This is a genomic window from Acinetobacter haemolyticus, from assembly GCF_900406815.1.
Classification (GTDB): domain Bacteria; phylum Pseudomonadota; class Gammaproteobacteria; order Pseudomonadales; family Moraxellaceae; genus Acinetobacter; species Acinetobacter haemolyticus_A.
Map to the genome: position 1 here is coordinate 81,577 of NZ_OVCN01000002.1, position 24,914 is coordinate 106,490.

A 24,914-nucleotide genomic window follows, 5' to 3' on the forward strand; every position below is an offset into this window, starting at 1 on the left:
TTTTGCATATTTAATAACGGTTTTATTGATAAGCTTGACGGCGCTCTGTAATAGATAACATCAATAAAATAGAGAAATTTAAAATTGTATCGTTCTCCTCTCCACCTAAACTGAAAAAACAATAGGTATGGATAATACGTTTATCTAACAACTTCATATGAAGTCACTAGATAGACGTTTAAGAAACCTATATGCAATCCATTAAAGTTCCCATAGAAATTGATGTAACACCTTTAATCAAAATTAGGAAACTCCTCTTCTCAAGCTCTACATCATATTAAATCTGAACTAATAATAAAGTTGAACAAGGTGTCCAAATACATCTGATTAATGTACCAAATAACTATACCTTGGATGATTTAGAAGGAATTGTTGAGACTTAAATAAAAATGAACGGCGATTATTTTATTAATTTCCGTTCATTTTTTTTAGATGTTGGAAGGATTACGGTATTTTGTTATACGCTCGAACCATTCTCTGCGAGGACTTTTAGAACTTATAACTCGATATTCCCCAAGAGCAACTAATGATAATTAGATTTGATTTTTAATAAGCATTTGCTTCCCATATTTCAAGTGCTTCATTACATTGATCTAAATTTTGAAATGCAAAAATCCTATTATCTTGAACTGTTATTCTAATAGCCTCAAAATCTGAGCCAAAAACTTTTTCTTCAACTGAACACTGATAATTTTTTATTTTACCGATATTATCCATTTTTTTACAACTCGGTTTTTCTAATGTTTCATCAAATGTATACCAATCATTTAAGGCCTGTCCCAAACAAGTTATTTTTTCTTGAGTATCATTTGCAGACTTTGAGTTAAGATTTTGTTCATTTTCCAAAATGGTAGTAGAAGGTTTCTTCTCATTATCTATGGCTTTAATAGAGATACTATCATCATGTTGCTCGATTACTGGCTCCACCTTTATTTGATGCTTAATAGATTCTGTCGATTTTGTCTGATCATCACTACAAGCGATTAAAAGTAATAAAATGGTTGCTATCAAAACACTCTTCATCGTATATCTCATAATATTGAATTATCTAAAATTAATGTCGGATCAATCAAATCAGTCCGACGCTGGTAAGCATTTGCACCCCGAACTGTTAAAGCACTGGTATCACTAGGATTTGCATACATTTCTAAATGTAGCATCATACTAGGAACTTTTATGGAAAGCTGTCCGACGTATCCAATAAGTTGTCCACGACGTACATTATCTCCAGCTTTCACTAAAGACTTTCCTGATAATACTTCACCATAGCGGATAATATGCTTTTCATGAACAATCTCAATTACATCAGTGCCTGCGTAGAATCCAGCAACTAAACGTACTTTCCCATCAGCCATGGCTCTTACTTCAGTTCCAGTAGGAGCATAAAGATCACAGCCCGCATGCTTTCGTTTACCCCCCCCTCTATTTGATCCAAATCGTCCTGCTCCACTTTTGTATGAATTGGTTTTTTGAGATGTTTTTAATGGATATAAATAACGACCATCATCTTTTGGCTTATCAATTTTTAATTCAATTGAAGACATAGGAGATCTAAGAAGGACGTTATATAACACATGGTTGTTACCACTTGAATCTAAAATTTTAATTGTTTGGCCAATTTGTCCTTTATGGGATTTTTTTCCTAAACCATGTGTTCCGCTAACATGTAAACGTTTATTTCCTTTATATTCTATAATATAGCTTCCACCGTTAAATAACTGATTAGTTTCTTTATCATAGGTTAGAACTACAAACTCAACATCACCATGATCATTAACAATAGTTTTTGGATGCCCATCTGTACTCGTTGCAGTGATCTTATCTCTTTTAGATGTCTGATCTTGGATTTTAACTTCTTGTTTAGATTCAGGTACTGCTGCACTAGTAGATTGATTCTGTTGTTTTGATGCATCAACACTCTTTTTTAAACTTTCTGCTGCTTTCTCTATTGCGTTAGAATCCACATCGATAATTCTTAAATCCTTATTTTTATCGACATTCAGTGTCAATAAATTTCGACCATTTCTTAGTTTGTAATTTAATTCAAAACCAGGCATAGCTTTGACTAATATTTTACCCTCATCATTCGTCTTCTTTTCATAAGTTCTTCCACGATAAGTTTGAATTAAGTTTAAATTACTTATTGGTTTTCGAGAGTTCTGGTGACGAAACATTATTTCAAAGCAATGTAATTCAAATTTTACGGTCTGTTCTAAAACACCACTAGATGCTGTAAATGATTTGATGACTTGTCGTGTATCTTTACCACTAATCTCTACCGCAAGTATTTCCCCACTTTCTGCAATAATATTTCTTTCAATACCATCAGAACCAACAACATGTTTTTTATCATTGCCCTTATATCTCAAAAAATATGCCATATTAGGAATAGGCCTGTTATCACTGTCTACTATTTTTATATTAAAGATAATATCTCTCTTTTCTGAACTGCTATTTGGATTATCCTTTTGACCCTGATTAGAAGAGTTTTCTAAAGGCTTTTGTTGTGGGGCAGTAGGTTCTTGATTATGGACATCTGTTCTTGATTTAATTCCACCTTTTCCATTGTTTACGACAATTACTGCAGAATGATTCTTACCATCTGCAATAAGCATAAGTTCTTTGCCTTTATCGTCCTTAACAGATATCTCATCAACTGAAAATCTTGCCCCCCAACCATCAGCCACTAAAACCGACCTAATTTCACCATCATTATTGGTTATTAAATTGCTTAGTGAAGGAACATTCTTTGTATTTCTATAACTTATATTTATCACAGCACCACTCAATGCTTTGGCTGATGTATCGATAAACTTACAGTAGAATCTTGATGCACCTTTATATCTATACCATCTCATATCATCATTTTCTGTACCCTTTATTTTAACCTCTTCTGTAAGAGAACTCTTAGCAAAATCAGGTACTAATGATTTATACTTGTTAGGATTTCTTCTATGTAAAGCAGCCTGAGCTTTTGGACTAAAATATAAAACCACACCATTTGTAAAGTCGTCTTCTACTCTTTCATAAATTGGATAAACAGCATCAATAATATCTTGTGTATTCTTAGATAGAATACCTTTATTCATTTCTGAAACAGCTTTTAAAAATGGCGCATTTTGATCTGTTATTGCATCAAAATTCTTCTTTAAAATATCGCTTACATTTCTGGCATTTACCCATTCAGCAAAACCAACCCTATTTACTATACAATGAGCCACTACTTTCCATGTGGTTGGACTACACCCCCCAGCTTCACCTGCAACAGTCCCCACAAAATTTTTAAATTCTTCTGAATAAGGCATTCTATTTACTCTTACATGGATTTTTTAAAACTTTATTTACTAATATTCTTCCATAATCATTAGCAATCAAATGTAAATTATTATTTTCATCAAAAAAAGACATTTCATTAAAATCACTATAATAGTTCAATTTTGATGGCAGAATATTATATTCTTTATCTCTCAAGTTTATTAAAACCTCTTTCTTGCCTCCAAATAAAATTCTAGCATAAATAACTTTTTTCTCGCTATCACTCTCAATTAAGCAGTAATTTTTTTTATTTAATACGATATATTCATCAGTAATATCTTCCCCATATTCATTTATAAAAAAATGAATTTGACATGGTGACCCACATGATGTTTTTACATGAAAAAAATTATCATTTACTTTATTTATTACAGGAGATTTTACTTTCTCTAAAACTTTTTTTACATTATTTCCAACTGATGAGTATATATCACAACTCATTTCATATTCATCATCACACTTTGAAATTACATTCAAACTATCTTTAGCATAAATACCAGATGAAAATACTAGAATTAGAAAAAATATGCTAATAAATATAAACTTATGATGATTCACTTGTATGCTTTTAATCATATTCCTCTCCACAATCTTCTTCCTCCAACTCATCTAAAGACTCAGCAACCTTATTATTTTGAGCCTCATTTAATGGCTTTAAATATGCACCTGGTACTAATGCTAATTCAACCTGATCCGCTGAATCACTATATATTCTTGCACTACTTTCTTTCTCAAATTCATATTCTGATTCAATCTTTTTAGTATGGTTCATTAGCTTATATTTCATATTTTTGAATATACTATTATCAAAAACCTGACTTAAATCAAATCGCATACTATACATTCCCCTCTTCGGCAAGCTCGGTAACTCTGCATTGACGGTTGTACCACTTTCAAATACATGCTGCCCGGCCTTCACTTTGAAATACCCGCCCGTGTTTATAAAAACACCTTCTTTATTTATCTTGAGTTGTGAACCACCAGCTTTAAGGTCAATCTCAACAGGACTAGTGAGCTCTATTTTTTCTTCGGTCGATATAATTTTTACGACACGACGGGCAATTGCTTCGATCATGTCATCTTGTGCTTGTAATTCAACTTTTCCTTTTGCAGCGAAGGCTTTAAGTCCTTTCGTAGCAGCAAACAAACTCACTTTATGTTGTGCATGACCAATAATATTTTTTTGAGCACTCCAGTTAATCGAACCGCTAGCACTTCCTGCAATATCTTGTGAGGCTTGAAGAATAATGTTTTCAGGTGTGGTCAATGCAATCCCATTCGGTGATGCTAGGAGCATTAAAGCTTGTCGAAATATTTTTCCTTGTTCTTGTTGTTTGGCATCACTGCTACTTTCTAAGTTTTGTGTATATCCTTCCATGAAACCTTGTAAGGAATTCAGCGCTTGTAAGGGACTGACATTGAGTTGATTACCTTTCTTGAAGGTGCCACAGGTACTCATCAAATCAAAATCTTTGATTTCAACGTTTGCCAGTACTTGTCCAACTTCTTTAAGGCTTTCAAATGGATTCTGTTTAATTTTATTTTTTAAACTTGCCAGTTGTTCTTTAACAACGTCTGCGCCATGTGCTTCAACGTTTTCAATGAAATCTTTTAAGTTATTGATAGCATCTTTGCTATCTGCAAAGAATTGATTAAATTCTTCAATAATTGTTTTTGTATCTCCACCAAAGCCACCGATATCTTTGATAAAGCCTCCACAGTCTTTCAAGGCATGTAATGGATCATCTTTTAATTCATTCTTAAATAGATTTACAGTCTTGTTCAGCGCTTGAGTTTTGCTATTAAGCTCTAATGACTGAATAAATTTTGGCAATCTCTGGATAACATTTAATGCATCCGCTTGCTGTTTTTCAGCAATATGACTGAGCATTTTCATGCTTTCATAGCCTTGATTGAGTAAAGATTGGGCTTGTGCTGCCTCTAAGTGATCTGCAATCGCTTGCTCTTGTGCATAGGTACTGATGAGCATGCCTTTGCCTGCTCTAACAGCGCCCCAAGCATCCGTTCGGAGCTCAAAACCCTCTCCACGTCCAGTACTATGCTCTTGGACTTTGGGATGGCTTAAATGACCTAAATTTAATTGTGTTGCCGCATGACTGCTTTGTAGTTGCGTGCTGATTTGTCCCGATGTATCGTCAAAACGTAGTTGGTTAAATCCCTGCCCACCTATTTCTTGACTACGAATACCACTTAGTCGTCTGGTATCAGGTAATTGTCCTTTGATATCAAAACGGGTCGGTGAACGTTGTGCTTCATGGATACGTCCCATCACAAACGGACGATCAATATTACCGTCAAAGAAATCAATCACCACGATCTCACCGATTCGAGGTAGGAATCGTGCACCATAGCCCTCGCCCGCCCAAGGTGTCAGGACGTCAACCCATGCAGAGTCAGTATCATTATTATTAGAGCCTGCACCGCCATCATGTTGATGGTCTTCACTCCTCGTGAACAAAAATCGGACTTTTATACGCCCCCATTCATCCACATAAATACTCTCACCTTCAGGTCCAACCACTTTTGCCCGCTGAGGGTATGCAATCGGACGATGTTTGATCGGATCGTATTCAGGCACTATTGGAACATAGTGGCGTTGTAAAGTGAGCTGGTTCGCTTGGCGTTCATTGTTGTTATTAAAATCTCTGACTTGCCAATGGCTATTTTGCAAGAGTTGTCTAACTTGATGATTTAGCTCTTTGGGCAGATTGTTATGATGATAAAAATGCTTTGCTGTAATCAAAAAATTTCTGTCTTGGGAAGTATGTAAATCGATTTCAGGATGTGCTCTGAGTTCAAACCAATAACCGACATAGGCATCACGAACCGTGGTATGCGCAACAAAGTGTTTAGCGGCCACATTATAGTACTGATTACGATGCTCATTTAGACGTTCAATTTGTTGACTACCTGATGCTGTGACACCATCATCACCTTTTAAATCCTGAATCCATGCAGGTGTGAAATGCCAAGCATCTTCCAATCCTAGACTGAGATTGTCATGATGTTCACTATGGGAATGTGTACTTTGAACGCTGCCCGCACCATCTTCTTGATCCAATGCATCAGCTTGCCATCTTTGAATATGTACCGTTGTGGGTTGTAATCTCCGTTGAGCAACCAAACTGGTCATACTGTCATATTGTTCTGCTGCACTGCTCCGATGATACCGAATGGTTCGACGTTCGAGCGCTTGATATTGTTGATTATCATCAATGAGACGTAATTTTTGCGCTTGGATTGGCGCAGTATTGTGAGGAACAATATGCTGTGCTTCATCGATCAAACTATTTATAGATTCTGAAGCCAGTAATCTCTGGATAAAATCAGCGTCTAGCTCATTGTGCTGCATCGTAAAAGGACGTACATCATAGTCTTTACTTAGCCCACTTAGATCTAATGTCAAACTTGCGGCAAATAATGGGCTACGTGTTTGCCATTCCTTAAATAAAGTTTGGACAATTTCAACCACGGATTGGTTCATAAATACGCGGCTATTACGACGCTTTGCCCAAAGCGCTGTGGCATCTTGTAGCGTCAATCGATACAAACTTAAAGCACCATCACTTTGTCCCTGTGCTGCGGCCGTAATGATTCCTGTTGTACGCGTCAAGTGTCCTGTATCTGTGACCTGATCAACCGCAACTTGGCATCCTATAAATGTTTTTAATGGAATGGCTGCATTTGTTGACAGACAGATCAGCTCAGCCGTTAACCCCTGATTCAGTTGATGATTTCCATCAATCGACTGCAAAAACACTTGCGCATTGAGCATCGGATGCGAAAATTGAACTTGTATTGCACGTTTTTGTGCATTTAACCCCAGTTTTTCAAGTACATGGAATATATTTAAAAGCATTTTCTTATGGTATTCCTTTTTTATTAGGTCGAAATTTTATACAAGCCAGATCGATCTGTCTATTTTTTTGTTTAAAAGTGACGTATTTGATCACTAAATCAATCAAAAAAAATGCCCACCGAAGTGAGCATTTTGGATGCTAAAAGGAATTAATCAGGTAAAGCATATGCAACTAAATAATCACCCATTTTGGTGCCAAAAGAACCATGTCCTCCAGCCATAATGACCACATATTGTTTGCCATTGATTTCATAGGTCATTGGTGTTGCCTGCCCACCTGCTGGTAGACGTGCTTCCCACAATTTATCACCATTCGATACATTAAATGCGCGAATATAATTGTCTTGTGTAGCACCAACAAACATCACGTTACCAGCAGTTGAAATCGGTCCACCTAAACCAGGCACACCAATTTTCACAGGAGGTAATTGGAACAGCGTTGGTAAACTATCACGAATCGTACCAATACGTTTTTTCCAAACCACTTCATGGGTTTTTAAATCTACACCAGCAACAAAGCCCCATGCAGGTTGTTTACATGGCAAACCAAATGGAGACAAGAATGGACTAATATCAACCCCATATGGCGTACCATACATCGGTTGCATACCATGCTCGGTACCCGCACCGCGTGCAACAGTTTGACGATTTGGATCCGCTGGGATCAGACGGCTTACAAAAGGTAATCCAATTGGATTCATCACAGCAACTTGACGGTCAGCATTCACTGACATCCCGCCCCATTCGAACACCCCCAAGTTACCTGGGAAAACTAAAGTTCCATTTTCTGAAGGTGGTGTATAAATGCCATCGTAATTGAGACGTTTGAATTTCACTCGGCACATTAACTGATCCAACATGGTGGCGCCCCACATGTCTTTATCCGTTAATTTATCTTTTGGTGCTAAATTGAAATCAGAAAATGGTTGTGTTGGTGAATAAAACTCACCCTTGGTCTGTGGTCCCCATTTTACTGTTTGCGGTACTGGCTTTTCCGTAATCGGTACAACCTTCTCACCTGTTCTGCGATCCAATACAAATACATTACCTGTTTTTGTTAGTACATAAATCGCAGGCACCGTCTGACCTGATTTATCTTGAATATCTGCTAAAGATGGCTGTGATGGTACATCCATATCCCACAAATCATGATGTGTGGTTTGGAAATTCCAAATGAGTTTGCCCGTAGTTGCATTGATGGCGAGCATTGAGTTTGCATAACGCTCTTTCAACTCGGTACGATCACCACCCCAAATATCAGGAGTACCTACACCTGTCGGCACATAAACAATATCGAGTTTCGCATCATAAGCAAGAGGTGCCCATGCGTTCGGAGAGTTATGAACAAATGTTCCACCTTCACCCGGTAAAGCATTTGGATCTTCAGCACCCGTATCAAAGGCCCATAGTAATTTACCAGTATTTACATCATAGCCACGAATCACACCAGATGGTTCTTGGCTTGAATGGTTATCCGTTACTGAACCTGCGATTACGACCGTCGTACCAGTCACAATACCAGGAGAAGTCGGATTGTAACCGCCTGGATACGCATATGGCATGAACGCTTGTAAATTTACTTCGCCATTTTCACCAAAATCTGAACAAGCCTTACCTGTATCTGCATTTACGGCAACTAAGCGACCATCGTTTACAGGAACAAAGACTTTTCTCGGGCACTCCGTTGAACTCGACTTTTTAGCCTGTAAACTGGTTGCAAACTTGGTCGTATTATCTGCATCGTAGTACATCACACCACGACAGGTTAAATGCTGGAAGGTTTTATCCGATTTCAGCTTTGGATCAAAACGCCACTTCTCCTCACCTGTTGCAGGATCAATTGCAATTAAATGCTGATGCGGAGTACACATAAACAGATTATTGCCAATTTTAATTGGAGTAACCTGATTCGTTGTTTCACCTGAATCATGCTCAGTTCTAAAGTCACCTGTCTCGAAAGTCCAAGCCACTTTCAAATCTTTGACGTTTTTATCATTAATTTGTGTCAGTGGAGAATAACGCTCACCGCCCTGACTACGACCGTATGCTGGCCAATCTTCAGGTGCAATACCCTCTAATGCTTTCGCTTGCTGAGGTTGCGGTGTTTCAATGACACCATTAATTTCTTGAGGGTCATTAAATATTGCGTACACCATCACGACTATCGCAATGGCCAAAGTAGAAGATAACGCCACTTTACTTGATGTTAAGTTATCTATACCGCGAGTCACCGCTGGTACCAATAACCATAGACCCAAGATCCCTAAAACATCAAGGCGTGGTGCAAGTGCCCAGAAGTCTGTACCAACCTCCCAAACACCCCAAATCACACTCCCCAGCATTAAAGCTGTATAGATCCATAATGGACCAGAAGCACATTTATAAAGTTGAACTGCGACAATCAGTAACAGCACACCCGCAATAATGTAATAAAAAGACCCGCCTATTGCTGCGAGCCAGATACCGCCAACGAGCAAGAACAGTGCAATGAGGGCAATGATAATTACCGTCAATGTTCTAAGCCCAGATTTTGAAGCAGATTGATTCATACGATCACCCTTGCATCTTTAGTATTTTGGATACGATGAAGCAAATCACTTCGCCTCACCGTCAAATTTAAATCACAATGAAAACTTTGCAGATGTAATCCATTTGAGTGAACTAAATCTGCAAAACTATTCAAATCAAAAATTAGAAAACTGTTTGGAACTTAATTCCGCCAACCCAAGTTTTGTCACCATCTTTAACTGCGCCTACGTGATGTACGTATTGGATATTTGGACGAATCGTCAACCAATTGGTCGCATGAATGCCGTAATACAACTCGGTGTTATATTCTTCATCCAATAAACTGTTATTTTTATCATTGGCATGAATACGTGCTACACCGAGTGCCAACTCATCTTGTGGACGTTGATCCAATAAACCTTTGTAGATCAAACCAATATTTTGCATATCTTTAACTGCATTGGTTTTTGAATCATGAATCGTCACATTCACAAAGCCAGTCAAACCACGATCAGACTGACCGTCATGACGCGTCAGTTGCTGCTTCGCAGTAAACCAACCACCTTGTTTGTGTGAGGTTTTCGATGGATTGGCAATTTCCACAGCATCAGCAGTGCTATAGTAATAGCCAAAACGATACTCGCCAGAGAGGGATTGCGAACCGAGTTTCGGTGTCCAAACCAGTTCTGTAGGAATAATGGCACCATGTGATCCATCAGTACTTAAATTAAAGCCTTTGCCGCGTTGCAAATTCTCAGGGTTATATTCATATGCCCCAATCTGCGCGTACAAGTCTGGTTGGAAATTGTACTTAACACGCAATGCCCACTGACTGACAGGCCAGTTGTACCATTGATCGCCGACCCAGTTACCCACTTGTGAACCGCATAATGCTAAATTTTGGAAATCACAATCAAAACTATTAAAGTCAGCGCCTTCACCAAATCGCCCCACTTTAATATCCAATGCTTGATCTAAAAATTTCTTTTTGACCCAAAGCTCAGTTAAACGCCATGTTTGACCGCGTCCCCAAACTTCTTGCACCGAACTTAAATGTCCTTGTAAACCATCTGCAGTTTGAGAAAGAGATTGACCATCACGATAAGTTAACGTGATTTGCGCCTCTGTATCTTCCCAACCTAAAATTTTATTTAGATCAAAATGTGTACCTAATGCCAACTGACCGGTGTATTCATTTCCACGACTCGAATACTGTTTAGAATCGATAACCCCTGCAAATTCACCTGTGTAATTCGCAGAAAAGTTATAACCCTGTTCTTGTAACGCTGTGCGTTGACCGTTCCAATCACCAAACAACCATTGACCATTTGGATCAAACGCGGGAGAAGCTGCTTGAGTATGATGTGTAAAAAGACTCAATGATAGAACGGATAAACAAGAAACAATCATAGATTTAGAGATTGTCATGTTTACGTAACCTTTTATGTTATTGTGTATAAAAGGTTACTCTTATTTTTAAATTACAAGTTATTCAAAATGTTAACGATCTGTACAATATTTTAACATTCAGTGATCATATGCGCATATTTTCTACCACTTTCCCTCTCCTAATCCCTGCCCGATAAATGTATATACCATTTGAGAACGAGAAAATTTAATCGGACAAGCTAACTGGGGTTCAGTTTGATCAGCGTTTTCAGATAAAGGAACATCCACCACCCAACCTCGTTGTTCAGCCATCGGTGATACTAAAGCTTCGTCTAAACTGAGCACTGGCTCCACACAAATATCTAAATTCTGGAATACATGTTGCCATTCGGCAAAGTCTTGGGTTTTAAATTTATCTTGTAAAGCCTGTTTGACTGCTTGGCGATCGTCTGGATCAAAAGAAGCACCTTTTGCCATAAGTATTGGTAATTCCAAAGCAGCAGCTAATCCAGCCATAAATTGTGGCTCTAAACTTCCCACTGAAAAATAGCGACCATCTTTTGTTTCATAATAGTCATAAAAACTTGCACCATTCAGCATACCTTGCTCAGGACCCTGAGGAGTTTGTCCTGCTAAGCTAGCTGAAGCAGCCATACTATTTAAACTCGCTACACAATCAGTCATAGAAATATCAATATATTGCCCGATACCACTGCGTTGACGCTCAACCACTGCCGCGAGAATACCAATCACTGCATGCAATGAGCCACCAGCAACATCTGCGATTTGAATCCCAAGTGGCGGTGGCCCACTATCTTGACGGCCACTATGCCCTGAAACACCTGCTAGGGCTAAATAGTTAATATCATGTCCTGCACGGTCTTTATAGCACCCTGTTTGACCATAACCTGTAATGGAGCAGTAAATTAAGCGTGGATTGATCTCTGCTAGCGTTTCATAATCCAAACCTAAACGGCGCATCACATCAGGGCGAAATTGCTCCAGCACAATATCAAAATCTGAGATTTTATTTTTGATTAGCTCGATACTCGTTGGATCTTTAAGATCTAGCGCAATTGACTGCTTATTTCGATTCAGATAACTATGTGCAGTGGCCTGACCGTTCGCATAGGGTGGCATAATCCTTACTAAGTCTGGACGAGTTGGTGATTCAATATGGATAACTTCTGCACCCATGTCTGCAAGATACATACTTGCGAATGGACCAGGTAACAAAGTAGAAAAATCCAGAACTTTCAATCCTTTTAATGCAGATGGCATGATAATTTTTACTCATTTTGTTTAAATTTTCTTTTATACTAGGTAGGGATAAACATAAAAACAATGTCATGTTCAGCCATTTACCTTGATAGTTTCGGCAATTTAACATGTACGCATTGAGCAATTATTTTTTATTGTCAATTGCCCAATTTGATATTTTAGACGGTTATTTAGGTCAATTATCGTGAATAGTAAAGAAACTGAAGGATTCAATATGAGCCGTGATACGATCAGCATCCACTTCGTGAATGCGGCTTTAACAGGTGTGAAACGCCTAGGCATGGACGTTGAAACATTACTTTCACATGTCGGTATAGAAGCAGAATTATTGCGGCAACCTAAAGCTCGAATCTCCCCTGAGCAATATACTCGCTTTGTTAAAATGCTATGGATGGTAACCCAAGACGAACATGTCGGTTTTGATATCCAACCCCGTCGTTTAGGTACATTTGCAATTATGTGCCAATTGATTATTCATTCTAAAACACTCGGTCAGGCACTAGAGCTTTCATCACAATTTTACAAACTGTTTGGTGATGAATGGTCCGTGAGTTTAGAGCGTGACAAACATGAAGCACGCTTGGTTCCCCACATCCCAAAATCACTTGATCCTGATCATTTCATTACTGAAAGTATGCTGATGATTTGGCATGGTCTTGCATCTTGGTTGATTGAACGTCGTTTGCCCTTAGAACGTGTACATTTTGGTTATGAACGTCCAAACCATGCAGATGAGTATGATGCATTATTCTTCGCACCAGTGATGCAGTTCGATGCACCTCGTACCGAGATCACATTTGCCGCAGATTATCTGGACTTGCCAATTCGTCAAGATGAAAGCACTTTAGAAGAGTTCTTAAAAGCAGCGCCAGCGCAGCTTCTAGTGAAATTCAAAAATACCAACTCGCTCACTTCTCGTATCCGTGATGTATTGAAGAGCCAAATCGGTGAAGAAATGCCGACACTCAATGATGTAGCGTCGATGTTGTATTTATCCCCTCAAACCTTACGTCGTCGTTTAGCTGCCGAAGGTAAGAGCTATCAAGGTGTCAAAGATGCCTTGCGTCGTGATGCTGCGATTCACTTATTGTTAACACCGAATCTCACACTTGAAGATGTGGCTCAGCAAGTGGGCTTCAGTGAAACCAGTACTTTCCACCGTGCTTTCAAAAAATGGACAGGTGTCACACCAGGTTTATATCGTCAGTTACATGGACATCATTCATAAAAATCACTACATGGATCGTTTAAGAATATTTAGGCGATCCATTCATTGAATTAAGAAATTCTGCTGCTTCTCTTGGAGAGGTCAGATGAATAAATCGAATATGCTGGTATTTGGGATCCTGCATCATGGCGAGATATCTTTGTTTATTTTGTGGATATTTCTGAAACATCCAAAGAAAAATAGATTTTTTTGAGAACATCATCCTCCAACTTTCTCTATTATTCGAGTTTTTCCATAGTGGCTTCCGACTGAGAGCACGCCATACAGTTCGTTTGGTTAAACGATATAAATTTACAGAAAATGAATAATCGAGCCAAATAACAGTATCAACCTCAGACCAAATCATTTCGATACTGCGCGTATATAGGTTATCAATCACCCAACCAGTTGAAGCCTCCTCCATTGCTATTTTAAGTTTCATAAATAAGGCCTCGTTTGAAGATTCCTGCCAATCATCTAACCAAAGCAAATCATCCAATTCTATATATTGTAGTTGTCGTTTGTATGCCAACTTGCGAGCAAGTGTAGACTTACCCGAGCCTGTTGTACCAATGATATTAATAAATTTCATTAAGATAATTTTGTTGAATTATGACCACATATTTTACTGAATATCTCACCTATTAGACAGTCGATTGAATTGGCGAAAAACATCAAACTTGCCAATGTTTATCATCATTGCACTGCCACTTAAATTGAGTACACTCGAAGCACAATGATTTTAATTTAAGGCAATACAAGGAACAGCTATGAGCGAGGCCTATATTATTGATGCCATTCGCACACCACGCGGAAAAGGAAAAAAAGACGGCTCATTACATGAAGTAAAACCAATTACTTTACTCACAACATTACTCAATGAATTACAACAACGTCATCAACTCGATACTTCAAAAGTCGATGACATCGTATTGGGTTGCGTGACCCCAATCGCAGATCAAGGCGGAGATATTGCCAAAACTGCCGCAATTGCAGCGGGCTGGAATGATGATGTTGCAGGGGTGCAAATCAATCGTTTCTGTGCTTCTGGCTTGGAAGCTGTGAACTTGGCAGCTCAAAAAGTACGTTCAGGCTGGGAAGATGTCGTGGTCGCTGGTGGGGTTGAATCCATGTCACGTATCCCTATGGGTTCAGATGGTGGTCCATGGGCACTTGATCCTGAAACAAATTTGAAATCATCTTTTGTACCACAAGGTGTAGGTGCAGACTTGATTGCAACTTTAGATGGCTATAGCCGCGCAGATGTGGATGCTTTTTCTGTTGGCTCACAACAAAAAGCTGCTGCAGCTCAAGCAAATGGCTACTTCGATAAATCTGTTGTACCTGTGAAAGATCATGCAGGTGTAACAATCTTAGAAAAAGACGAATTTATCAAAGGAAATACCACGGTTGAAGGTTTGGCAAAACTGAATGCCAGCTTTGAAATGATGGGTCAAATGGGCTTTGATGCCGTTGCTTTACAGAAATATCCTGAAGCGCAAAAAATCAATCACGTCCATCATGCAGGTAACTCATCAGGTATCGTGGACGGCGCTGCGGTTGTGTTACTTGCTTCTGAAAAAGCAGTCAAAGAGCAGGGTTTAAAACCTCGTGCAAAAGTGCTTGCAACTGCATTGGTCGGTACAGATCCAACCATCATGTTGACAGGTCCTGCCCCTGCTGCACGTAAAGCATTAGAAAAAGCTGGCTTGAGCATTGACGATATTGATTTATTTGAAGTGAATGAAGCCTTTGCAGCTGTTGTGATGCGTTTTATAACAGAACTCAAAGTCCCAGCTGAGAAAGTTAACGTCAATGGTGGTGCAATTGCGATGGGACATCCATTGGGTGCAACAGGCGCCATGATTCTAGGAACTTTGCTAGATGAATTAGAGCGTCAAGGTAAAAAACGTGGTCTAGCAACATTATGTGTCGGTGGTGGTATGGGTATCGCTACCATTATCGAATTGGTGTAAGGGGAACAACATGAGCGCTATTAAATACGAAAAAAACGCTGACAATATTGTAATTCTTACGCTTGATTCATCTGGTCAATCTGCAAATACCATGAATGCAGAATTCCGTGATTCCTTGGACGAAGTAAGCCAAAAACTCAAAGCTGAAACGGATCTTGCAGGCGTTATTTTCCGTTCTGCTAAGAAAACTTTCTTCGCAGGGGGGGACTTAGATGAACTCATTCAAGTTCAACCTGAGCATGCCACTGATTTTTTCAAAATGATTGAAAAACTCAAAGGTGACTTACGCACGATCGAAACTTTAGGTGTGCCTGTTGTTGCTGCGTTAAACGGTACTGCTCTTGGCGGTGGCTGGGAAATCGCTTTAGGTTGTCACTACCGTATTGCTATCAATGATCCAAAAACCAAATTCGGTTTACCTGAAGTAACTTTAGGTTTACTTCCAGGTGGTGGTGGTATCGTCCGTATGGTGCGCCTACTTGGTTTACAAAATGCGTTCCCGTTCTTGATGGAAGGTAAGCAATTTGGTGTCGATAAAGCAAAATCATTAGGCCTCGTACATGACACAGCTGAGAATGAACAAGAGCTGTTAGAAAAAGCGATTGCATGGGTCAAGGCCAATCCAAAATCACAACAACCATTTGATGTGAAAGGCTACAAAATCCCAGGTGGTGATCCTAAAACGCCTGCGGTTGCACAAGTGCTTGCAATTGCTCCAGCAATGCTTCGTGACAAAACAAAAGGTTGCTATCCTGCTCCTGAAGCGATCATGGCGGCTGCAGTTGAAGGTGCGCAAGTCGATGTCGATACCGCGCTTCGTATTGAATCGCGTTACTTTACACAACTAACTGTAGGGCAAGTATCGAAGAACATGATCGGTACGTTCTGGCATGGTCTGAATGCGATCAAATCAGGTGCAAGCCGCCCTGCTGAGGTTGCAAAATGGCAAGCAACCAAGGTTGGTGTATTAGGCGCAGGCATGATGGGTGCTGGTATTGCCTACTCAACCGCGATCAAAGGCATTCCAGTTGTGCTCAAAGACGTTTCTGTAGAAAATGCGGAGAAAGGCAAAGCTTATTCGCAAAAGCTACTTGATAAACGTGTTTCACAAGGTCGTATGACCGCAGAAAAACGTGATCAAGTGTTGGCACTTATTACTGCAACTGCTGATGCAGCTGATCTACAAGGCTGTGACTTAATTATTGAAGCGGTATTTGAGAACCAAGAACTCAAAGCCAAAGTAACTCAAGAAGCTGAACAATATTTAGCTGAAGGTGGAATCTTTGCATCGAATACGTCAACTTTGCCAATCACTGGTTTAGCAACAGCCAGCAAAGATGCCAAAAACTTTATTGGTCTGCATTTCTTTAGCCCTGTAGACAAAATGCAATTGGTTGAAATCATCAAAGGCAAAGAAACTTCAGCTGAAACACTGGCTAAAGCCTATGACTTTGTTCAACAAATTGCGAAAACACCAATTGTTGTCAATGACAGCCGTGGCTTCTTCACCAGTCGTGTATTTGGAACCTTTATTCAAGAAGGTATGCGTCTTCTTGCTGAGGGCGTACATCCAGCGAAAATTGAAATGGCAGCACTCAAAGCAGGTATGCCTGTTGGACCACTTGCAATTCAGGATGAAGTGTCTTTAACCCTGACCGAGCATGTTGCAAGCGAAACGCGTAAAGCGCTGCAAGCTGAAGGGAAAGACTTGCCAAAAACACCTGTAGATGAAGTGGTTCATACCATGATTCATGAACTAAACCGTAAAGGTAAAGCGGCAGGTGCAGGCTTCTATGAATATCCTGAAAATGGTAAAAAGCATTTGTGGGATGGACTCAGCCGTTGGACGAAAGCGAATGATATTTCAGAACAAGATATAATTGATCGCTTCTTGTTTGTTCAGGCCCTCGATACTTTACGCTGCTATGAAGAAGGTGTATTAGAATCAGTGATTGATGCCAATGTTGGTTCGATTTTTGGTATTGGTTTTGCACCGTGGACAGGTGGCGCGATTCAATTCCTGAACCAAAATGGAATTGAAAAATCCCTGCAACGTTCAGAAGAGTTAGCAGCTAAATATGGTGAGCGTTTCAATCCACCTCAACTACTCAAAGAAAAAGCGCAAAAGAAAGAAATCTTTAAATAATTTATTTCTTTGCTGTAATTTACTGCCCATATCGGTATAGATGACTGATATGGGCTTTTTACTGTTCGACAAAATCACAGCAAAACTTCTGCCTAATTCATCACAAATTGTGCTATAAATCTCCGTAATTCTGCTTTCTTTTTTGTCCTTTGGAAATTTGTCTTATGTCTGAGAAATTATGCCCAGAAACTTCACCTTGGGGGTGGAAAGCACTGATTATCACGATCATTCTAAGTTTTGTTTTTATGGTTATTTTTTACCTAGCTATCACGAATGAACCTGATTACATGCCAAGCCAACAGCAAACCAGCGGCCAACAACATGCATTTAAAACAGCTCCGACTATGTCACCAGAAGCATTAGAAGCGGCTAAAAAGAATGCAGCTACGGCAACCACGACCACTGATTCAGATTCTCATCAGCACTAAAGTGCTATTGTCGAACATGATAAATCCGTGTTAAACAGGGATTTATCATGGTATTCGAGATTTTCAATGCTTCAACAAAATCGTCAGGCACTGGTCGTTGAAGGTGGTGGAATGCGCGGCGCATTTACCAGCGGTGTCTTAGATGCATTTTTACAGCAACAATTTAATCCTTTTGATCTTTGTGTTGGTGTCTCCTCGGGCTCGACCAATGTTGCAAATTACTTAGCTGCTCAACAAGGCCGAACCTTACAAATTTATTTAGATCACTCTCTCCGTTCAGAATTCATCCATTATGGTCGTTTTTTCAAAGGTGGCGACTTACTTGATTTAAAATGGATGTGGGATGTGGTGGAAAAAGAACATCCACTGAATCAAGCCCATCTTTTTGCAAATCATCCTGAGTTCTATATGGTGCTTACCCATGCCATTTCTGGTGAAGCAACCTATATCAAAGCCTCTAAAGATAATATTTTGGATGGTTTAAGGGCATCCAGCTCGATCCCTGTACTGACACGTCAAGCAGTTGAGGTTTTTGGTGAACCTTATTTTGATGGTGGTGTTGCGGATGCTCTCCCAGTCCATTGGGCTGCACAACAAAATCATGTTTCTAAACTCATGGTATTACGTACTCGCCCTCAAAACTATTACAAAGCCAACAGCAGAGGTGATCAATTTCTTGCGAAATATTTGTTTAAACGACAACATGGTTTTGCTCATAGTCTTTTAACAAGAACTCAACGCTATAATGATTCTGTCCAGTTTGTCCGCACGCCATCTGGGCAGAAAATTTTGGAAGTATGTCCCCCAGATTTAAAAAATATGGCAGGTCGACTCACCAAGAATAAAGCCAAAATTCGCTATAGCTATGATGTCGGTGTAGAAACAGGTCTAAAGGCAATAGAAGATTGGCACAAGCTTTAACCTCAAAATCAATGTAATTCATTCAATGGCGAGACGATGCTGTTTTTCAGCCGCTCGCCTAATATAACTGCTCAACAATCTCTTTTCCCCATACTCGTGCTATTGGGCAGCGCATCGAAGAATTCCATATTTATACTTGGCAAGCTAAGCAAAAAAGGCGCAAAATTATATTTTATTTATTTTTTGGATTTTTTCATGAGCAATCAACCATCCCCACAAAAAGACTCCAATGAAACTGTATTGGGATGGAAGTTTGTCATCATTGTTGGAATACTAAGCACTATCTTTTTAAGTTTCTTCTACTTAGCCATGACCCAAGAACCTGATTATATGCCAGGTGCGCAACGTAAAATTCAGCAAGAAGAAGCACTCTCTCAAGATCATACAACTGCAACATCAGAAGTTAAAACTCAACACAATCCTAAATCATCTCATTGAAATAAAGATTATTTCTCTATTTAAACTTCAACTTTTCTGAGAATAGGCATTACCATTTCTATATGTGGAATGCCGCACTCATCATATTCATCGCCTTGTGCCACAAAGCCTAATTTTTCATAAAATGAGGTGGCATGTGTTTGTGCCGAAAGTTGTAAAAATGGACGGTTTTGGGATTTAGCATAAGCAATTATTTCCAACATGATCAATTGTCCAATTCCCTGCCCTCGATATTCCTGCAATACCGCAACACGCCCTAAATGGTGATCAGGTAACAATCGAGCGGTAGCAATCGCTTGATCTTGTTCATAGACAACAAAATGTTCTGAGACTTGGTCTTGGTCGTCCCATTCATCTTGCTCAGGAATGTTTTGCTCATTGATAAACACTAACTCACGAATGCGCTTGGCATCCCGCTGTAGTTGCAATTGATCCCATTGACCATATTTCACAACAAAACGATTCATCTCTTGTCCCATTAACACTTACAGCCTACATTTTCGATAGGCATTTGATCCTGCAATAACAACTCTAAACTTTGCTTTTGAATACCATACATCGTTTTTAACGCTTGTATTTGCTGCAAAATTTTAGCATCAGGCTGCTGAATATCTTTGCGTTTAGTTGCCAAAATCATCTTGTTCTTACTGGTATGCTCTAATGAGACAAATTCGAAGACTTTGGTTTCATAGCCATAAGCTTTGAGCAACAATGCGCGTAGTGTGTCAGTGAGCATCTCAGCTTGTTGACCCGCATGAATTCCGAACTGCAACATTGGTTGCAACACTTCTGGACTCTTGAGTTGCGGTCTTAATTCTTTATGACAGCATGGGGCGCACATGATCATCGAGGCATTGAGACGAATCCCAGTATGAATCGCAAAATCGGTTGCAATATCACAGGCATGCAGGGCAATCATGACATCTAATTTTTCCGGTTGATAGCTGCGCACATCCCCTTCGAAAAAATCAAGATGATTAAACCCGACTTCATCTGCAACTTTCTGGCAAAACTCAACTAAATTTGAGCGCAATTCCACTCCTGTAATCAGGGGCGTTTTGTGTTGGGCTTGTAAATAATCATATAAAGCAAAGGTTAAATAGCCCTTACCAGAACCAAAGTCAACAATGTTCAGTGCTTGTTGAGAAGCATCAATTTGGGCATAAGCGTTGGAAAAGATTTCAATGAATTTATTGATCTGTTTCCATTTGCGCGCCATGCTCGGAATGACTTGCCCTTTTTCATCTGTAATACCGAGATGTTTTAAAAATGGACTTTGCTGCTCTACATAGCGATGCTTTTCTCGATTATGCTGACGTTGCTCTAATTTCATAGATAAAGGTTGTTTCTTCTGTACATTCAGCATTGCTTTCTTTTTATTTTTCTTGAGTTGTACGTCTTGATCAAGCGCAAATAAATTAGCTTGTTTGGAGTGTGCTAATAGTTCAGCAATTCTCTCAAAGCCTTCAGTGATCGAATAGTTTTTAGTAATGTCTTGAGTTTTATGATGATAGAGGCAAGATAAAGTGGCTTGCCCTTGTAACTCAATGATCCGAAATGTCATTTTTTCTAAATCTGTCATTTCGCCTTTATATTGACTCAAAATCAGACGATCAAAGCTTTTATTTTCAATCGATTGCTGGATATCCAAGAAAAACTGCTGTTCTTGTTCAAAAGAAAATTTCGGCGCAAACATAATGAAAACCTGACAAATAGAAACTAAATTCTAAAGCGTCTTACTTTAAAAGGGAAATTGCATTACGATACAGTTGTATTTTTATGCAAAGCTTATTGCGATGAACATGAACTCAATGTTGAATTATGATCCAAAAGAAGAACGGCTGAATGCATATAGCCATGGCATTGGTGCAATATTGGCCTTAGTTGCATCAGTATTCATGATTATTAAAGGTAGCTATCTTCCCTTGGGTCAATGGGCAAGTTTATGGGTCTATGGTTTTAGTTTAGTACTTTTACTTAGCAGTTCGATGCTTTATCACTTTGCACAAGACGAAACCAAGCGATACTGGTATAAAAAACTTGACCATACTGCGATTTACTATCTGATCGCAGGCACCTATACGCCCTTTCTCAGCATTGCCATCCCCACTGCTAAAGCGCACTACCTTCTGGTTGCTCTTTGGGTCATTGCATTAATTGGCACCCTATTTAAATTGGTGTTTATTCATCGCTTTCAAAAACTTTCATTGATTGCATATCTGGTGATGGGTTGGTTAGCTGTTTTATTGATGGATGACATGCGACTTTATTTATCCAAAGATGCCCTGCAACTGCTGATTGCTGGGGGATTGGCTTATACCATAGGCACATTGTTTTATGCCTTAAAAAAGGTAAGATATACCCACGCAATATGGCATATTTTTGTGCTACTAGGAGCAGGTTTACATTTTCTAGCGATCTATTGGTATGTGTTGTAAATAAGCTTGTCACAAGCCTTCCTCGCAATCAATTCTTAAGTAAATCCCGCATTTATCAAGGAACATCTAAGACCTATACTTTTTATTTCGTCTTAGATTATTAAAATTAAGGTCATCTATGTCGTCAAACTCTATAGCTACCACTGGTGAGGTGGCAAGCAATTCAAAAACCCGTGTACTGTTTGCGAGTCTCGTTGGTACCACAATTGAGTTTTTTGACTTTTATATTTATGCCACTGCCGCAGTTATTATTTTTCCGCATCTGTTCTTTCCAGCCAGTAGTGGTAGCGCTGCATTACTCCAGTCATTAGCAACCTTTGCAATCGCATTTATTGCCCGCCCAGTCGGCGCTGCACTTTTTGGACATTTAGGCGACCGTATTGGACGTAAAGCCACCTTAGTTGCTGCACTTTTGACTATGGGAGTTTCAACCGTCTGTATTGGCTTGTTGCCTACCTATGCTCAAATCGGCATTGCTGCTCCCCTTTTATTAGCCTTATGTCGTTTAGGACAAGGACTGGGCTTAGGCGGTGAATGGAGTGGTGCTGTGTTACTCGCGACTGAGAATGCGCCCGAAGGTAAACGCGCATGGTATGGCATGTTCCCTCAATTAGGGGCTCCTATTGGATTTATCCTTGCAACAGGTTCATTCTTGTTACTGGGTGCATTCATGAGTGAACAAGCGTTTATGACTTGGGGATGGCGTATTCCATTTATTGCAAGTGCTGTATTGGTTTTAGTCGGCTTATACATCCGTTTAAAATTGCATGAAACACCAGCCTTCCAAAAAGTATTAGATAAGCAAAAAGAAGTAAACGTTCCATTTAAAGAAGTTATGACTAAGCACTTGCCTAAACTGATTTTGGGTACGATCGCTGCAATTTGTACATTTGTGGTGTTTTATCTCACCACCGTTTTTGCACTGACTTGGGGAACAACTCAGCTTGGTTACACGCGCACTGAGTTTTTGCAGTTACAGCTTATAGCAACTTTATGTTTTGCTGGCTTTATTCCTTTATCTGCGATTTTAGCGGAGAAAATCGGTCGTCGAACGACGTCGATTGCGGTATGTATTTTAGCGGCACTGTTTGGTTTAGTCTTCGCAAGCTTGCTTGATTCTGGTAGCCCAGTGTTGGTGTTCTTATTCTTATGTATTGGTTTATCCATCATGGGACTGACCTACGGTCCAATCGGTACGGTCTTATCTGAGTTGTTCCCAACGTCTGTACGTTACACGGGTTCGGCACTGACCTTCAATCTAGCAGGTATCTTTGGTGCTTCATTTGCACCCTATATTGCCACTAAACTCGCTGAAAACTTTGGTTTACAAGCCGTTGGTTATTATCTCAGTGCTGCAGCATTATTATCATTGATTGCCTTTTTATTGATACGAGAAACTAAAAATATCGATGTAAATAATCAAATCTAACCCCTTCTAAAGCTTCAGGTGAGCCTCCAGGCTATGCTCACCTGAACGACCGTTTATCGTACAGTCAAAGACCTTTCCAACTTGTATTTATAACCATATTCGTCCAAATATATTTTGTGCTAAACTAACCGCCTCCCATTTTTAGACTTTTGTGCTTATGTACGCAGTGATTATCATTGCCGTATTTTTAGTGAGTTTCTTATATACCTATTTCAGAGGTAAAGAACGATTAAAAATGTCTCGGCAACTATTTGACCATTCTACATTTTTAGCGCCTGTAAACATGTTTATGACTGGTTTTTCTAAACTCCCGAACCAGCCATTTTTTGATGTGGCGCAATTTCCTGAACTCAAGCCATTGCAAGATAATTGGCAAGTGATTCGGGAAGAAGCCATTCAACTACAAAATCAAATTAAAGCTTCCGAAAAAAATAATGATGCAGGTTTCAATACCTTTTTTAAGCGTGGCTGGAAACGTTTTTATTTAAAATGGTACCAAGATAGCCATCCATCTGCTCAACAGCTTTGTCCAAAGACCGTGGCATTGCTTGAAAGTATTCCATCCGTAAAAGCGGCGATGTTTACTGAACTGCCACCTGGAAGTTATTTAGGCAAACATCGTGATCCGTATGCAGGTTCAGTGCGTTATCACTTGGGTTTAGTGACACCCAATAGTGATGATTGTTTTATCGAAGTTGATCAAGAGCGTTATAGTTGGAGAGATGGTGAGGCAACCGTTTTCGATGAAACGTATGTACACTGGGCACATAACCAAACAGATCAAACCCGTATCATTCTATTCTGTGATATTGAGCGTCCAATGAAATGGGGCTGGGCGCAAAAATTCAACCATTGGTTTGGTCGAAATGTGATGTCAGCAGCAAGCTCACCCAACGATGATCAAGATAAAACTGGATTCATCAATCGGATCTTTAAATATGGTTATGCTGTTCACCACTATGGTCGTGGTCTAAAAGAACGCAATCGCCCACTATACTATTTTTTAAAATGGTTAATGTTTGCGATTATTATTGCTTTAATTCTATTACCAAGTCTTATTTAAGCACAGGCAATAAAAAAAAGAGATGCGAACGCATCTCTTTTTTTTATTACTTAAAATCAATCAATTGCTTGTTACTGCTTGGGCACTTGCTGTTTGCGGTACTTGAGCATTAGCTGTTTGTGCAGCCGCAGCATTTGCAGCTTGTACCGCCGCTTCGCCAATTAAAGCGATCTTCGCTTTTTCTTGGCTTTTCTCAGACAACGCAGGATTTGATGCCACAATACGATCAATATTTGCTGAATTTGCAGGAGCAATGGCAGCAGTTTGCAACACGATTGGACGATTACCTGTATCACCTAAGGTATAGCGAATCCCGGTGCGTGGACTAATCACTGTTGTCACATCACGCTTTACTTGAGCCTGAGCAGAAGTCTCACCTTTTGCAGCCTGCACTTTTTCCACTGTAGTGGTTTGAGCTGCATCTTTTGCAAATGCAAAGCTTGATACTGCTGCACTTGCCAAAATTAAAAGTTGTAATGGTTTTTTCATTGTCTT

The 24,914-nt window shown here is 39.5% G+C and carries 20 protein-coding genes; 9 read left to right on the forward strand and 11 right to left on the reverse strand.

The features are described from left to right. Nucleotides 1-546: 546 nt before the first annotated feature. The 7 genes from DK207_RS01830 to DK207_RS01860 form a co-directional block, all read right to left on the reverse strand. Nucleotides 547-1,023: a hypothetical protein gene (locus DK207_RS01830; protein ID WP_109439727.1), complete on the reverse strand. Its 477-nt coding sequence runs from the start codon at nt 1,021-1,023 to the stop codon at nt 547-549. Between the two features lie 8 nt (nt 1,024-1,031). Continuing rightward, nucleotides 1,032-3,305 carry a M23 family metallopeptidase gene (locus DK207_RS01835; RefSeq protein ID WP_109439728.1) on the reverse strand — a complete coding sequence of 758 codons (2,274 nt, stop codon included), beginning with the start codon at nt 3,303-3,305 and terminating at the stop codon, nt 1,032-1,034. 1 nt (nt 3,306) lies between these two features. Then, nucleotides 3,307-3,891 (reverse strand): hypothetical protein, encoded by a 585-nt coding sequence (locus DK207_RS01840; RefSeq protein WP_109439729.1) that lies wholly within the window; start codon nt 3,889-3,891, stop codon nt 3,307-3,309. Then, a complete protein-coding gene (locus DK207_RS01845; RefSeq protein WP_109439730.1) occupies nt 3,884-7,195 on the reverse strand; it encodes a type VI secretion system Vgr family protein in 3,312 nt (1,103 codons plus the stop codon). The genes DK207_RS01840 and DK207_RS01845 overlap by 8 nt, the downstream gene beginning before the upstream one ends. Before the next feature lie 149 nt (nt 7,196-7,344). Then, nucleotides 7,345-9,744, reverse strand: coding sequence for a glucose/quinate/shikimate family membrane-bound PQQ-dependent dehydrogenase (locus DK207_RS01850; protein WP_109439731.1), 2,400 nt, complete (start codon nt 9,742-9,744; stop codon nt 7,345-7,347). Between the two features lie 142 nt (nt 9,745-9,886). Beyond that, nucleotides 9,887-11,110: a carbohydrate porin gene (locus DK207_RS01855; protein WP_171293615.1), complete on the reverse strand. Its 1,224-nt coding sequence runs from the start codon at nt 11,108-11,110 to the stop codon at nt 9,887-9,889. 144 nt (nt 11,111-11,254) lie between these two features. Next, entirely contained in the window at nt 11,255-12,373 is a 1,119-nt protein-coding gene (locus DK207_RS01860) for a CaiB/BaiF CoA transferase family protein (protein WP_109439733.1), read from the reverse strand. A 214-nt stretch (nt 12,374-12,587) separates the two neighbouring features. Between DK207_RS01860 and DK207_RS01865 the strand changes: the two genes are divergently transcribed. Beyond that, entirely contained in the window at nt 12,588-13,601 is a 1,014-nt protein-coding gene (locus DK207_RS01865) for an AraC family transcriptional regulator (RefSeq protein WP_109439734.1), read from the forward strand. 19 nt (nt 13,602-13,620) lie between these two features. On the opposite strand, the gene DK207_RS01870 is transcribed toward DK207_RS01865, so the two are convergent. Beyond that, entirely contained in the window at nt 13,621-14,172 is a 552-nt protein-coding gene (locus tag DK207_RS01870; RefSeq protein WP_109439735.1) for an AAA family ATPase, read from the reverse strand. Between the two features lie 178 nt (nt 14,173-14,350). Here DK207_RS01870 and DK207_RS01875 point away from each other — a divergent pair, with 178 nt between their 5' ends. The 5 genes from DK207_RS01875 to DK207_RS01895 all read left to right on the forward strand — a co-directional run bounded on the left by DK207_RS01875 (nt 14,351) and on the right by DK207_RS01895 (nt 19,489). Then, nucleotides 14,351-15,556: an acetyl-CoA C-acetyltransferase gene (locus DK207_RS01875; RefSeq protein WP_109439736.1), complete on the forward strand. Its 1,206-nt coding sequence runs from the start codon at nt 14,351-14,353 to the stop codon at nt 15,554-15,556. 10 nt (nt 15,557-15,566) lie between these two features. Further along, nucleotides 15,567-17,702 (forward strand): 3-hydroxyacyl-CoA dehydrogenase NAD-binding domain-containing protein, encoded by a 2,136-nt coding sequence (locus tag DK207_RS01880; protein ID WP_109439737.1) that lies wholly within the window; start codon nt 15,567-15,569, stop codon nt 17,700-17,702. A gap of 164 nt (nt 17,703-17,866) precedes the next feature. After that, nucleotides 17,867-18,130, forward strand: a complete 264-nt coding sequence (locus DK207_RS01885; RefSeq protein ID WP_109439738.1) for a hypothetical protein — start codon at nt 17,867-17,869, stop codon at nt 18,128-18,130. A gap of 66 nt (nt 18,131-18,196) precedes the next feature. Continuing rightward, on the forward strand, nt 18,197-19,051 hold the full coding sequence (locus DK207_RS01890) for a patatin-like phospholipase family protein (RefSeq protein ID WP_109439739.1): 855 nt from the start codon (nt 18,197-18,199) through the stop codon (nt 19,049-19,051). A 195-nt stretch (nt 19,052-19,246) separates the two neighbouring features. Next, nucleotides 19,247-19,489 (forward strand): hypothetical protein, encoded by a 243-nt coding sequence (locus DK207_RS01895; RefSeq protein ID WP_008942340.1) that lies wholly within the window; start codon nt 19,247-19,249, stop codon nt 19,487-19,489. 20 nt (nt 19,490-19,509) lie between these two features. Here DK207_RS01895 and DK207_RS01900 read toward each other — a convergent pair whose 3' ends face one another. Together DK207_RS01900 and DK207_RS01905 are read right to left on the reverse strand one after the other, a co-directional pair. Further along, nucleotides 19,510-19,956: a GNAT family N-acetyltransferase gene (locus DK207_RS01900; protein WP_109439820.1), complete on the reverse strand. Its 447-nt coding sequence runs from the start codon at nt 19,954-19,956 to the stop codon at nt 19,510-19,512. A gap of 11 nt (nt 19,957-19,967) precedes the next feature. Beyond that, a complete protein-coding gene (locus DK207_RS01905; protein WP_109439740.1) occupies nt 19,968-21,185 on the reverse strand; it encodes a class I SAM-dependent methyltransferase in 1,218 nt (405 codons plus the stop codon). A 100-nt stretch (nt 21,186-21,285) separates the two neighbouring features. Between DK207_RS01905 and trhA the strand changes: the two genes are divergently transcribed. From trhA to lpxO, 3 genes are all read left to right on the forward strand, one after another. Then, complete coding sequence (gene trhA, locus DK207_RS01910) at nt 21,286-21,927, forward strand: PAQR family membrane homeostasis protein TrhA (protein ID WP_109439821.1); 642 nt, start codon at nt 21,286-21,288, stop codon at nt 21,925-21,927. Between the two features lie 118 nt (nt 21,928-22,045). After that, nucleotides 22,046-23,356: an MFS transporter gene (locus tag DK207_RS01915; protein ID WP_109439741.1), complete on the forward strand. Its 1,311-nt coding sequence runs from the start codon at nt 22,046-22,048 to the stop codon at nt 23,354-23,356. 157 nt (nt 23,357-23,513) lie between these two features. After that, complete coding sequence (gene lpxO, locus DK207_RS01920; protein WP_109439742.1) at nt 23,514-24,419, forward strand: lipid A hydroxylase LpxO; 906 nt, start codon at nt 23,514-23,516, stop codon at nt 24,417-24,419. A 60-nt stretch (nt 24,420-24,479) separates the two neighbouring features. Here lpxO and DK207_RS01925 read toward each other — a convergent pair whose 3' ends face one another. Further along, on the reverse strand, nt 24,480-24,908 hold the full coding sequence (locus DK207_RS01925) for a hypothetical protein (RefSeq protein WP_109439743.1): 429 nt from the start codon (nt 24,906-24,908) through the stop codon (nt 24,480-24,482). Nucleotides 24,909-24,914: the final 6 nt, after the last annotated feature.